Source organism: Pseudonocardia autotrophica, assembly GCF_003945385.1.
Classification (GTDB): Bacteria; Actinomycetota; Actinomycetes; order Mycobacteriales; family Pseudonocardiaceae; genus Pseudonocardia; species Pseudonocardia autotrophica.
In genome coordinates this window covers 4,991,525-5,004,117 of the sequence record NZ_AP018920.1, presented here as the reverse complement: position 1 = coordinate 5,004,117, position 12,593 = coordinate 4,991,525, and the positions used below count along the sequence as shown (strand labels likewise).

Genomic DNA, 12,593 nt, shown 5'->3' with positions numbered 1-12,593 from the left:
TGCGGGTGGTGCGGATCGGCGCTCAGGGCAGTACCCGGTCGATCTCCGGCGCGAGCAGCTCGGCGGCCCGCTCGGCGGTGATCACGTCGGCCGGGGCCGGCCTGGTGATCTCGCGGGAGGCGGCGTCCTCGTAGACGTGCTCGCCGATCAGCCTGCCCCGCTCGTCGTAGGGCCAGACGAACGCGAGCGTGCGGCGCAGCAGGTACATCTCGGCCGGGTCGTCGCCGGCCCGGACGTTGCCGAAGGCGCTCTCGCCGAGCATCGGTGCCGGGACGAACGCGTTGAACACGACCTCGCCGGAGAACCCGTGGTCGTTGACCGCGATGTCCTGGTCGGCCACCCACATGACGAGTGCGTTCGCGGCCGCCAGTGACTCGTAGAACCCGGTCACCTCGGCCATCCCGTCGAGGACGATCGACCGGCCGCCCTCGTGCAGCCGGTACTGCGGGTGCTCCACGGTCATGTCCGGGGCGAGCAGCTCGGGATAGCGGCCGGACACCTCCAGCAGGCCGTGCAGCCGGTAGTTCTTGAGGATCTTCCGGTGGAGCGGGTTCTCGACGTCCGCCAGCTGCTTCTCCAGCCCGGCGAACATGGTCACGAACTCGCGCTCGTAGCGGCTCATGTGGTGCTACCTCCGTCGTTGGTGGTGACCGAGAGGCTCGCCCGGCGGCCGGGGCGGCGTCCAGGACACGTTGTGGCAGGTGCGTGAACCGATCGGTTATCACCGCAGGTAGCGGCGATGAAACCGGCATGTCATGCGACACTGCGCAGGGAGGGAGTCGTCGTGGACCTGAACCTGCACCTGGTGCGCTATCTCGTCGCCGTCGTCGACGAGGGGCACTTCGGCCGCGCGGCCGCCCGGCTCCTGGTGAGCGGCCCGGCGCTGAGCAAGCAGATCCGGACGCTGGAGCGCAGGCTCGGGGTGGACCTGCTCGACCGCAGTGCCCATCCGGTCGTCCCCACCGAGGCGGGTCGCCGGTTCCTCCCGGACGCCCGCGCGGCACTGGCGGCGGCCGACCGGGCCGTCGCCGGGATCGAGGCCTACCGGCGGGACCTGCACGGCGTGCTGCGGCTGGGCTTCATGAGCGCGGCGACCGGCACGCACACCCGGCGGATCCTGGAGTTGCTGCAACGCGACGCGCCGGAGGTGAGTGTCCAGCTCGTCCAGCTGCCGTGGCACGAGCAGGCGAGCGCGGTCCGCGACCGCACCGTCGACGCGGCACTCGTGCGGCCCCCGGTCGCCGATCCCGGCGGGCTGCGGTTCGACCTGGTGCGTCACGAGCCACGGATCGTCGCGCTCCCCGCGGCCCATCCGCTGGCCGCCCGCTCCGCCGTCGCGCTGGCCGATCTCGACGGCGAGCCACACGTCGACGACGACCTCAGTGACGAGGTCTGGGTGCGGTGGTGGGCGTGCGATCCGCGGCCCAGCGGGGTGCCCGTGCGCTACGGGCCCGTCGTGCACACCATGGACGAGCTGCTCGAGGTCGTCGGCCGCGGTGCGGCGATCGCGATCACCGGCGGCTCGGTGCTCGACAGCTACCGCCATCCCGACGTCGTGTTCGTCCCGCTGCTCGATGTGGATCCCTGCCCGATCTCGCTCTGCACCCGGACCGGGGAGCAATCGGCACTCGTCGCGGCACTGCGCGATGCGACGCGATCGGTGCGCGACTCGTTCGGCGCCGGGACCTGACGCCGTGCCGGTGGTGGTCGGTGCGGCCTCAGCCGGACCGCTCGGCCCCGGCAGGCACTCCGCCGCCGGTGCGCCGGAAGTCGCTGGGTGTGACACCGCGGACCCGCTTGAACGCCGCGCTGAACCCGAACGCGTCGGAGTAGCCGACGGTCCGGGCGACCTCGGCGATGGTGGCCGCGTCGGGACCGGTCAGCAGGTCCGCCGCGAGGGTCATCCGCCAGTGGGTGAGGTAGGTCAGCGGCGGCTCGCCGACCAGCTCGGTGAACCGTTTCGCGAGCGTCGCCCGGGACACCCCGGCCCGGTCGGCCAGCGCGGCCACCGTCCACGGTGCGGCCGGTTCGGCGTGCAGCAGGCGCAGCGCGTGCCCGACGACGCGATCGCGGTGCGCGGAGTACCAGGCGGGCGGCGCACCGCCGGGGCGGTCGAACCACACGCGCAGCGAGCACACCAGCAGCCAGTCCAGCAGCCGGTCGAGCACCACCTGCTGGCCGGGGGCGTCGACGGCGACCTCGGCGGCCAGCAGTGCCCGCACCGGGTCGGCGGTGTCGTCGGGTTCGAGACGCAGGACCTCGGGCAGCGCGTCGAGCAGCCGCCGGCCGATCTCACCGGTGACCGGGTAGGCGCCGGTCACCAGGGTCGTCGATCCCGGCGCGTCGATCGCGGCGTCGTGCCAGCCGAGCCGGTGCCGGGTGCCACCCAGCTCGGGCACCGCACAGAACTCGCCGCACTCGATCGGCCCGGCCGCGGTGCCGATCTCGTCGACGAAGGAGAACCGGGCCGGGCCGCGCACGATCACCGTGTCGCCGGGCGCGAGGTGCTCCGGCGGATGCCCGTCGGGCACGATCCACCCGCCGCCGTCGAGCACCGTGCACAGGGTCAGCGGGGCACCGTCGACGAACCGCAGCGACCAGGGTGCGGTGAGCGTCGAGCTGCCGAACAGCGAGCCCTGGGCGCGCACCCCGCGGAACAGGTCGCCGAAGGCATCCACCCCGCCAGGTTAGACGAACACACAGGCGATCCGGCTCCTCGACCATGGAGGGATCCGGCCGGGCGGCGTTGAATCGCCGTCATGAGCACCCCTGCCCTGTCGACCGCCCTGCTGACCGACGAGGATCTCGCGTTCCTCGCCCGTCCGCTGTACGGGTTCCTGACCGTCGCCGGCGCCGCCGAGCCGCCCCAGCCGCGCCCGGTGTGGTTCGAGACCGGCGCGGACGGCGCGATCCACCTGTCCACCATGCGGGAATCGCCGAAGCTGCGCCGGCTCGGCCGCGGGTCGCGCGCCTCGCTGGTCGTGACCGCGCCGGTGGGGGAGCGCGAGCGCTGGGTCGCGGTCGCCGCTCGCGCCACGGTGCACGAGGACGGGGTGGACGAGCTGGTCACCCGGCTCGCCGGCCGCTACTGGGATCTCGACGACCGGGCGGACGACCTCACCGCGATGCTCGCCGAGGACAACGTCCGGGTGCAGCTGCACCCGGAGAAGGTGTGGCGGTTCGCCTTCTGAACCTGCTGAACCTTGTGGGCCTACTGAGTCCTGTGGGCCGTGTGGGCCTTCCGGGAACGCCGACCGGACGGGAGCAGCGACGTTCCCGCATCCGGTCGATCTCGGTCTTGGCCTCGAGCAGGGAGGCACCGGTGGTCTCCCGGTACGCCTTGACCGCGGCCACGTCACTGCCGTGGGCGAGGAGCGCCTCGACCCGGCTCAGGTCCGGCCGGTCGTGGGCGATCCCGTGGTGGTCGAGGACGGCGTCGAGCTTGCGTTCGAGTGCCTGCAACCGGGCGTGCTGCCGGTCGCGCTCGCGCCGTCCCGCGGCCTGCGCCGTCGTGACCAGCAGCACTGCCCCGAGTATCAGCAGACCGACCATCGCGTAGTCCATCCGGCGCAGCGTACGGAAACACTCCGCGGCGCGACCGGTCCCGGCCGGCCCGGGCGGGCACGCGGGGTGACGGTCACTCGCGGTTCCGCGGGTCGAGCGGGTGGCGGTGTCGCGGCCGCAGCACGATCGGCGACAACGATCATGCTGCTGGACACGAGGGGTCTAATTGCGGTGGCCTCTCCGCGAGTCACGCGTTGACCTGAGTATGAACGTCGACGCCGACGACCTGACCGCCCCGATCCTCGGTCGTGCCGACATCGAGTCGCTGCGCCGGGCCGACTCCCGTCCCCGCCACCGCCTCGACGACGGGCCCGCCGCCTCCGCCGTCCCCGGGCCGGCCGCCTGGCCCTGGCTGGCGCTGGTCGTGCTCGGGAATCTCGTCGTGCTGGGAATGCTGGTGCTCGTCGTGCTCTGGAGCTGACCGCCGGGCAGATCACGCCGCCCACGGCGCGCCGGTGATCCTTGTGTCCCGGTTCACAACGGGGGAGAGTCGCGGGGCAGACCCGCGGCGTCGAGGAGCAGAGGATCAATGGCGATCGAGAACCCCTACTACGGGCACGAGTTCCACGGTGACTACGACCTGATCAGCATCGGGGAGTTCGCCCTGGAGGAGGGCGGGGTGATCCCCGACCTGCACCTGGCCGTCGCCACCTTCGGCACGCTGAACGCGGCCGGGGACAACGCCATCCTGGTGACGACCTGGTACTCGGGCACCCACCAGATCTTCCGGGATGTCTACATCGGTCCGGACCGGGCGCTCAACCCGGACAAGTACTTCATCGTCGTCGTCAACCAGATCGGTAACGGGCTGTCCACCAGCCCGCACAACGCCTCCGGGGCGAACGCGAAGATCGCCATGTCGCAGTTCCCGAAGGTGCGGATCGGCGATGACGTCCGCGCCCAGGAGCAGTTGCTGCGCGAGCACTTCGGCATCGAGACACTGCAGCTCGTCGTCGGGGGCTCGATGGGCGCCCAGCAGACCTACGAGTGGATGGTGCGCTTCCCGGGCAAGGCCAAGCGGGCCGCGCCGATCGCGGGCACCGCGCAGAACACCCCGCACGACTTCCTCTACACCAAGGCCCTGATCGAGGCGATCACCTCCGATCCCGGCTTCAAGGACGGCGAGTACTCCTCGAACGCCGACGTCGTCGACGGGCTCAAGCGGCACGCCGGTATCTGGGCCGTGATGGGCTTCTCGACCGAGTTCTGGAAGCAGGAGCTGTGGCGGGCGCTGGAGTTCGAGTCGAAGGAACAGTTCATCGAGGGCTTCCTGGAGCCCTACTTCACCCAGATGGACCCCAACGACCTGCTCTGCATGGCCTGGAAGTGGCAGCGCGGCGACGTCGCCCGGCACACCGACGGTGACCTGGAGGCGGCCCTGGGGCGCAACACCGCCGTCGCCCGGATCCTGCCGATCAACGAGGACATGTTCTTCCCGGTCCGTGACCACGAGGCCGAGCTGGAGCTGACCCCGCACGCGACGATCCGGGTGATCGACGACCTGCTCGGGCACCTCGCGCTGTTCGGGATCGCGCCGACCTACATCGGTCAGATCGACCACCACCTCCAGGAACTGCTCGACACCGAGTCCTGACGGCCCCTGACGACGATGGACCCGATCGCGGTCGAGTCGGCCCGCCGCAGCTTCCTGACGGCCGGCCGGCTCGGCCCGTCTCCTGCGGTGCGCCCGGAAGTGCTCCGCTCGTGGGAGCGCTCGAAGGTGGGCGAGCCGGTCTTCGCCGGGCACGAGGCCGCCGGCTCGGCGGTGGCCGAGGCCGACGAGGTGTTCGCCCGGTTCGTCGCGCTCAGCCCGGAGCTGCCGTACTCGGTGGCGCTGGTCGGCGAGGACGGCGTGCTGCGGGTCCGCCGGGACGGCGACGGCGCGCTGGCGGGGCTGCTCGACGCCGTGCTGGTCACGCCCGGGTTCCGGCTCGCCGAGGACGTCGTCGGCACCACCGCCGCCGCACTCGCCCTGCACGGCGGCGGCTCGGCCCGCGTCGACGGCCCGGAGCACCTGCATCCGGACCTGAGCTGGTTGGCGGAGGCCGCCGCCGTCGTCCCGCGGGACGACGGCGGGCCGGGCGACGTCGTCGTGGTCCTCGGGCACGCGTCCGCACCGCCGGGTGAGCTGGGGCTCGCGCTGGCCCGCCGGCTCGCCGCCGACGTCGGGTCGCTCGTGCGGGACCGCCGGACCCGGCTGGCCCGCACGGTGCACGACGGGTACGCGGCCGCCGAGGCGGCCGGACACAACTGGGTGCTCGCCACCGACGGCGCGTTCCTGCTCACCTCGCCCGGGGTGCGCCGGCTGTCCGCCGCGGACCAGCAGGTACTCGGCGATCTCGCGCTCGGCGGTGCGGTGCTGTGCGAGGACGGGCCCCGGCACACGGACCTGCCGTCCGGCCGGTGTGCGCAGCTCGCCGTCACACCGGTGCCGGGCGGCGGCTGCGTGGTCGCCGGCGGACCGGTCGACGAGTCACGGGCCGCGGTAGTGCCGGAGGCGGTCCGGCGGCAGGGCTCGCACGTCGCCCCGACCGGGCGTCGCGACTACGCCGCCGACCTGCGCGACGGCGCCGGCCGCGCGCACTCCGAGGCCCGCAGGCGGGCCAATCGCGAGCTGCTCAGCCCCTACCTGAGGGCCCGGCACGAGGTCGCCGCCGCGGTCGGCCAGGGGCGCCACCAGCTGCTACTCGGGGAGGCCGGGGCCGGGAAGCGGACGCTGGCCGTCGAGCAGTTCCGGCGCGCGCACCCGCAGGGCCGGACCAGGGTCGTCGACTGCGGGGCGATCGGGGCAGGCGGCCCGGATCCGCTCGGTGCCGTCGCCCGCGAACCGGGGGACCGGCCACACCTGCTGGTGCTGTCCCAGCTCAACCTGCTCGGCCCGGTCGCCGCCCGCCGGCTCGACGAGTCGCTGCGCACCCTGGTCGCGATACCGGGCCCACTGATCGTCGTCGGCTGCGTGGACTCGGCATCGGTGGACGCGACCCGGCCCTACGGGCTGCTGCTGCGCCACTTCCACGAGACCGTCCGGGTGCCGGCGCTGCGCTACCGCGCCGACGAGCTCGGCGACATCGCGCTGTCGATCCTGCACTCGCTCTCCGGCGGCCGGTCGCTGCGGCTGTCGATGCAGGTCGTGCGGGTGCTGGAGGGGTACGCCTGGCCGGGGAACCTGCGCGAGCTGACCGATGTGCTGCGCTACGTGGTGGCCCGCAAGCCGGTCGGGGTGATCCAGGCACCGGACCTGCCCGCGTCCTGCTTCACCGGCCGTGCGCCGCGGATGTCGATGCTCGAGGCCGCCCAGTGCGACGCGATCATCCAGGCCCTCTACGAGTCGCGCGGCAACCGCTACAAGGCCGCCGAGATGCTCGGGATCGCCCGGTCCTCGCTCTACCGCAAGATCGACGCGTTCGGGATCAGCTACATCGGCTGAGTGTCCCGTTCCCGGGACGGTCGCGCCTGCGGCGTCCGCGGGACGCCTGCGGAATCGTCCGATATCGCGACACTCGAATGTGTCCCGGCTCACTAGCGTCGAGGACGCTGGACAACGAGACCTGCGACACGCGGAGGCGGCACATGAAGGCACTCGTCTATCACGGCCCGGACAGCAAGGCATGGGAGGACGTCCCGGACGCGGCCGTCCAGGACCCGACCGACGTCGTCGTCAAGGTCGACACGACCACGATCTGCGGAACCGACCTGCACATCCTGCAGGGCGACGTCCCGGCGGTCACCGACGGCCGGATCCTCGGCCACGAGGCGGTCGGCACGATCACCGCCGTCGGTGACGCGGTCAGCGGGTTCTCCGTCGGCGACCGGGTGCTCGTCCCGGCGATCACCAAGTGCGGTCGCTGCGCCTACTGTCAGCGCGGGATGCCGTCGCACTGCCAGACGGTCGGCGGCATCGGCTGGATCTTCGGGCACCTGATCGACGGCACCCAGGCCGAGTACGTCCGGGTGCCCTACGCCGACACCTCGCTCTACGCGGTACCGCAGGGCGTCACCGACGAGCAGGCGATCTTCCTGGCCGACTCGCTGCCCACCGGGTACGAGGTGGGCGTGCTGGCCGGCAACGTCCGGCCGGGGGACACCGTCGCAGTCGTCGGGGCCGGTGCGGTCGGGCTGTCCGCGGTGCTCACCACCGGCCTGTGGGGCGCGTCGAAGGTGATCGCGATCGACTCCAACAAGTTCCGGCTGGAGAAGGCGCTGGAGTTCGGCGCGACCGATGCCGTCGAGGTCGGGCCGGGCACCGTCGGGGACGTGACGGCGCTGACCGACGGCCTCGGTGTGGACGTCGCCATCGAGGCGGTCGGCTACCCGGAGACCCTGCTGACCGCCGCGTCGCTGGTGCGGCCGGGCGGCACGATCGCGAACGTCGGTGTGCACGGCACCCCGGTGGAGCTGCCGATGCAGGACATGTGGATCTCGAACGTCACGCTGACCATGGGCCTGGTCGACACCGTCTCGATCCCGACGCTGCTGAAGATGGTGGCCGGTGGGCGGATCCCGGCGGAGAAGATGGGGACCCACGAGTTCACCTTCGACCAGATCGACGAGGCCTACGACGTCTTCAAGAACGCCGCCGCCAACCAGGCGCTGAAGGTCGTCATCCGGCCCTGAGCAGTGCCCCCGCGGTCGCGCGACGGCCTTCACCGGGACGTCGTGACCGGACCACGGAGGTGTCGGTGCCGCGCCCGGCACGGTCCGCGCGGCGGCGCCGCCGGGATGCTCGGCAGCTGGTTCGACCCGGCCGACGACCAGGTCGACCAGCTCGCCGAGCCGCCCGGGCCGGGCGCCCGGCCGACGTCACCGCGCACGCCGAGCGGGTCCCGGTGGGTCACTCCTGTGCGGTGTCCGGCTCCAGGCGGGCGCGGACCTGGCGGGACACCACCAACCCCACCAGGATCGCGATGACCAGGGCCACCCAGGAGAACCGGTGCAGCCAGGTCTCGGCGACGAGCCCGAGCAGCTGCACCGCCGCCACCGTCCCGCCGGCCCACAGCACCGCGCCGGTCGCGTTCGCGGCGAGGAACACCGGGTAGCGCATCCGCATGGTCCCGGCCAACGGCCCGGCGAGGATCCGCAGGATCGCGACGAACCGTCCGAACAGGACCGCCCACACACCGTGCCGCTCGAACACCCGGCGGGCCATGTCGACGTGGCCCGGGCCCATGTGGCGTGGGAAGCGTCGGCCGAGCCAACCGAGCAGCCCGAGTCCGTACCGGCGGCCCAAGGTGTACCCGATCGAGTCACCGACGATTGCGCCCGCGGTGGCCGAAGCGGCGACCACGACCGGGTCGATCCCCAGTCCCGGCCGGGTGGCGAGCAGCGCCGCGCCCACCAGCACGATCTCCCCGGGGAGCGGTACACCGATGCTTTCGATGCCGACCACCACCGCGACCAGCAGATATACGACGAGTGGCGGTACCGTGATCAGCCAGGTGTCCAGGTGCACGGATTTCATCATGCCTGGGTATGTCTGCTGCGGGGGACGGCCGCGCCGGGCATGATCCGCGCCCGTGAGCACACTGCTGGAGCAGGCCTTCCGGGCCGCCCACGAGGATCTGCCCCGCGAGGCCCCCGGATCGGAGGAGACGACGGCGCTGCTGTTGCAGCTCGTCGGGCCGCTGCCGGAGGTCCCCCGGATCATCGACATCGGCAGCGGGACCGGGCCGGCGACGCTGCCGCTGGCCGCTGCGACCGGTGGTGAGGTCGTCGCCGTCGATGCCCACGAGCCCTACCTGCAGCGGCTGCAGGCGCGCGCGGCGATCTCCGGGCTGGGCGAACGGGTCCGCACGCTCGTCGCGTCGATGGACGATCTGCCGCTGCCCGACGGCGAGGCCGACCTGGTGTGGGCCGAGGGAACCGCCTACATCATGGGGTTCGACGCGGCCCTGGCCTCCTGGCGGCGGCTGCTGGCCCCCGGCGGTGCGCTGGTGCTGACCGAGGCCGAGTGGACGACGACCGACCCGTCGGCGGGGGCCAGGGAGTTCTGGGACGCCGGCTACCCGGCGATGCGGACGACGGCGGGCAACGTCGCCGCCGCGCAGCAGGCCGGATACACGGTGCGCGCCGCCTATCTGCTCCCGGACAGCGACTGGGACGCCTACTACCGCCCGCTCGCCGCGCGGCTGGAGCTCCTGCGCGCCGAGGGGATCGATCCGGACGTGCTCGACGAGGTCGGCCGGGAGATCCGGATCCGCGAGGAGTTCGGGGCCCAGTACGGCTACACCGGCTACGTGCTGCGCCCGCGCTGATGCCGGGGCAGCGGCCCGGCGACGTCCCCGGGCCGGAGGCCCCTCGTGGGGGAGAGGGGTGCCGGGTCCTCAGTCGCGGACCGCGCGGATGAACCAGGCGGCCGAGTCCAGCGCGACCCCGTCCGGCCCCGCGTGCCCGGCGAGCACCCGGCGCAGCGCGTCCTCGGCGGCCCGCCGCGCGGGCTCCGGGCGCTCGGCGAGCGCCGCCGCGACCCGGTCGAGCTGGAAGGTCGCCGCCTCGTCGACGTCGCTGCCGAGCCACATCGGGCTGCGCGCCCCCTCGATCCGGATGTCGCCGAACCCGGCTCCGGACAGCAGCGCCCGGCAGCGGTCCGGATCGCCGAACGAGACCGGGCTCGGGCCGTCCGCGGGCGGATCGGGCACCTCCAGCGCCCGGTGCACCGCGGTCAGCCATTCCTGCTCGGCCAGCGGCTGCCAGACCTGCAGCGCGATCCGGCCACCGGGCCGCAGCGCGCGGTGCAGGTTCGCGAACGCGGCGGCCGGGTCGTCGAAGAACATCACACCGTTGCGGCTGATCACCACGTCGACGCCGCCGGCCCCGAGGTCATCGGTCTGGGCGTCGGCGACGGCGAAGCTCACCCGGTCCGATCCGGTCGCGCGTGCCCGGGCGATCGACAGCAACGCCTCCGACATGTCGACGCCGTGCGCCGATCCGCCCGCTCCGGCGGCCGCCGCGGCGTCGAGGGTGGTGGTGCCGGCGCCGCAGCCGACGTCCAGCACCCGCTCGCCGGGGCCGATCGCGGCGTTCTCCCGGAACCGTGGGAGGTAGCCGGCGACCCCCGCGTCGAACCGGGCTGCGTTCCCGGCCCAGAAGTCCCCGCCGCTACCGGACCACACCGACCATTGCTGCGCGTTCGCCGTCACCGGCCGGAGCGTAGTGCCCTCCCCGACGCCACGAGAGATCCCCTCGCGAACAGGGGAGGGCACCGGCTCAGGACAGCGTCTGCGCGAACATCGGGACGGCGTTGTCGATCGCGTACCGGGTCGACAGGGTCGAGCCCGCCGAGAACGCCTCGACCAGCGTGGCGTCGTCCAGGATCAGCAGGTGCCCGGCCCGGGCGGCCGGGATCTGGTTCAGCACCGCGTCCGCCCGCAGCGGGGCGGCGTCGCCGCCGATCGGGAACATGACCGTCAGGTCGGCGCTGAGCTGCTCGATCTGCTCACGGGCCAGCTCGATGTAGAAGCTGTCCCCGGCCTGGTCCTGGATCTCCGGCTTGTTCACGAACCCGAGGCTCTCCATGAAGTCGACCCGGCCGTCGCCGCGGACGTAGCCGCCGTACTGGTCGCTGAAGTACGCGCCGACCGCCACCGTCTTCCCCTCGAACCCGGGGTTCGCGGCCCGTGCGTCGGCGAAGGCCTGCTCGACCTCGCTGATCTGCTGGGCGCCCTCGTCCTGCTTGCCGAGCGCGGCGGCGACCATCTCGGCCTGCTGCTGCCAGGTCGTGCCGTAGGCGACGACGCCGGCCGGTGCCGAGACCGTCGGCGCGATCTTGGAGAGCTCGTCGTGCTTGTCCTTGCTGTTGTCCGAGCGGGTGTTGAGGATCAGGTCCGGTTCGAGGGACGAGATCTGCTCGTAGCTGAGCTCGAGGGTGCCGAGCAGGGTCGGCGTCTCGGTGAACAGGTTGTTCGCCCAGGGGCCGACGCCGTTGCCGCCGAAGGCCATCCAGTCGCTGACGGCGATCGGCTGGACGCCGAGTGCCAGCGCCGCCTCGGCGTCGGACCAGCCCAGTGCGACCACGCGCTGCGGATCGGCGGGCACCGTGACCGGACCGAACATGGTCTCGATCGTCGCGCCGTCGGCCGCCGGGGTCTCCTCGACCTGGCCGCACCCGGCGAGAACGAGCAGGCCGGCGAGCAGCGTCGCCACACCCGCCACCAGGCGTCGTCGCTGGAACCTCATGCTGTGTTCTCCACTTCGTTCGTGCTGTTCGGCGTGGCGGCGGCCGAGACGTGGTGCCGTCCGATCGGCACGATCATCGGTGTGCCGGAGACGGGATCGCGCAGGATGTCGGCGTCCATCCGGAACACCTCCTTGATCATCTCCGAGGTGATGATCTCGGATGGGGGACCCTCGGCCATGATGGAACCGGCGCGCATCGCCACGAGATGGTCGGCGTAGCGGCAGGCGAGGTTGAGGTCGTGCAGGACGACCGCGATGGTCGTCCGGGACCGCCGGTTCAGGTCGGTCAGGAGGTCCAGGAGCTCGACCTGGTTGGCCAGGTCGAGGTAGGTGGTCGGCTCGTCGAGCAGCAGCAGATCGGTGCGCTGGGCCAGTGCCATCGCGATCCACACCCGCTGGCGCTGGCCGCCGGAGAGCTGGTCGACCGGCCGGTCGGCGAGCTCACCGGTGGAGGTCACGGCGAGTGCGTGCGCGACGGCCTCGTCGTCCTCGGCGTTCCACTTCCGGAACCAGCCCTGGTGCGGGTAGCGCCCGCGGCTGACCAGGTCGGTGACCGTGATCCCGTCCGGTGCGACCGGGGACTGCGGCAGGATGCCGAGCACGGTCGCGACCTCGCGGTTGGGGACCTCGGTGATGTCCCGGTCGTCGAGGTAGACGGTGCCGCCGACCGGTGTCAGCAGCCGGGCGAGTGCGCGCAGCAGGGTGGACTTCCCGCAGCCGTTCGGCCCGATGATCATCGTGACGGCCCCCGTGGGCACGTCGATGCTGAGGTCCTCGACGACCTCACGCCGGTCGTAGGCGAGGCGGAGGTGTTCGGCGCGCAGGGTGTGCCGCAGGCCGACCGTGTCCTGGGTCAT

The 12,593-nt window shown here is 72.6% G+C and carries 14 protein-coding genes; 8 read left to right on the top strand and 6 right to left on the bottom strand.

All coding sequences use genetic code 11. From position 1 onward, the window contains the following. Positions 1-22 precede the first annotated feature (22 nt). Positions 23-622 carry a hypothetical protein gene (locus Pdca_RS23315; RefSeq protein WP_085913484.1) on the bottom strand — a complete coding sequence of 200 codons (600 nt, stop codon included), beginning with the start codon at positions 620-622 and terminating at the stop codon, positions 23-25. Between the two features lie 162 nt (positions 623-784). On the opposite strand from Pdca_RS23315, the gene Pdca_RS23310 reads away from it, so the two are divergent. Continuing rightward, positions 785-1,690, top strand: a complete 906-nt coding sequence (locus Pdca_RS23310) for a LysR family transcriptional regulator (protein WP_085913483.1) — start codon at positions 785-787, stop codon at positions 1,688-1,690. A gap of 28 nt (positions 1,691-1,718) precedes the next feature. On the opposite strand, the gene Pdca_RS23305 is transcribed toward Pdca_RS23310, so the two are convergent. Beyond that, entirely contained in the window at positions 1,719-2,678 is a 960-nt protein-coding gene (locus tag Pdca_RS23305) for an AraC family transcriptional regulator (protein ID WP_085913482.1), read from the bottom strand. An 81-nt stretch (positions 2,679-2,759) separates the two neighbouring features. Between Pdca_RS23305 and Pdca_RS23300 the strand changes: the two genes are divergently transcribed. The 6 genes from Pdca_RS23300 (at position 2,760) to Pdca_RS23275 (ending at position 8,178) form a co-directional block, all read left to right on the top strand. After that, positions 2,760-3,191, top strand: a complete 432-nt coding sequence (locus Pdca_RS23300; RefSeq protein ID WP_085913481.1) for a pyridoxamine 5'-phosphate oxidase family protein — start codon at positions 2,760-2,762, stop codon at positions 3,189-3,191. Between the two features lie 172 nt (positions 3,192-3,363). Then, a complete protein-coding gene (locus Pdca_RS23295) occupies positions 3,364-3,762 on the top strand; it encodes a hypothetical protein (protein WP_125911529.1) in 399 nt (132 codons plus the stop codon). Between the two features lie 7 nt (positions 3,763-3,769). After that, positions 3,770-3,985 (top strand): hypothetical protein, encoded by a 216-nt coding sequence (locus Pdca_RS23290; RefSeq protein ID WP_085913480.1) that lies wholly within the window; start codon positions 3,770-3,772, stop codon positions 3,983-3,985. A gap of 108 nt (positions 3,986-4,093) precedes the next feature. Then, entirely contained in the window at positions 4,094-5,158 is a 1,065-nt protein-coding gene (locus Pdca_RS23285) for an alpha/beta fold hydrolase (RefSeq protein ID WP_085913479.1), read from the top strand. Between the two features lie 15 nt (positions 5,159-5,173). Continuing rightward, a complete protein-coding gene (locus Pdca_RS23280; protein ID WP_085913478.1) occupies positions 5,174-6,991 on the top strand; it encodes a helix-turn-helix domain-containing protein in 1,818 nt (605 codons plus the stop codon). Positions 6,992-7,134: 143 nt separating this feature from the next. Next, the gene (locus Pdca_RS23275; protein ID WP_085913477.1) at positions 7,135-8,178 is read left to right on the top strand and encodes an alcohol dehydrogenase catalytic domain-containing protein; all 1,044 of its coding nucleotides are present in this window, start codon (positions 7,135-7,137) and stop codon (positions 8,176-8,178) included. Between the two features lie 217 nt (positions 8,179-8,395). Here the strand turns inward: Pdca_RS23275 and Pdca_RS23270 are convergent, their stop codons facing one another. Further along, on the bottom strand, positions 8,396-9,013 hold the full coding sequence (locus Pdca_RS23270) for a DedA family protein (protein ID WP_085913475.1): 618 nt from the start codon (positions 9,011-9,013) through the stop codon (positions 8,396-8,398). Between the two features lie 64 nt (positions 9,014-9,077). Here Pdca_RS23270 and Pdca_RS23265 point away from each other — a divergent pair, with 64 nt between their 5' ends. Beyond that, complete coding sequence (locus tag Pdca_RS23265) at positions 9,078-9,815, top strand: class I SAM-dependent methyltransferase (protein WP_085913474.1); 738 nt, start codon at positions 9,078-9,080, stop codon at positions 9,813-9,815. Between the two features lie 69 nt (positions 9,816-9,884). Here the strand turns inward: Pdca_RS23265 and Pdca_RS23260 are convergent, their stop codons facing one another. The 3 genes from Pdca_RS23260 to Pdca_RS23250 all read right to left on the bottom strand — a co-directional run bounded on the left by Pdca_RS23260 (position 9,885) and on the right by Pdca_RS23250 (position 12,593). Next, positions 9,885-10,700, bottom strand: coding sequence for a class I SAM-dependent methyltransferase (locus tag Pdca_RS23260; RefSeq protein ID WP_085913473.1), 816 nt, complete (start codon positions 10,698-10,700; stop codon positions 9,885-9,887). A 67-nt stretch (positions 10,701-10,767) separates the two neighbouring features. Beyond that, a complete protein-coding gene (locus Pdca_RS23255; RefSeq protein WP_232021142.1) occupies positions 10,768-11,736 on the bottom strand; it encodes an iron-siderophore ABC transporter substrate-binding protein in 969 nt (322 codons plus the stop codon). Beyond that, a complete protein-coding gene (locus tag Pdca_RS23250; protein ID WP_197719806.1) occupies positions 11,733-12,593 on the bottom strand; it encodes an ABC transporter ATP-binding protein in 861 nt (286 codons plus the stop codon). Before Pdca_RS23250 ends, Pdca_RS23255 begins: the two co-directional genes overlap by 4 nt.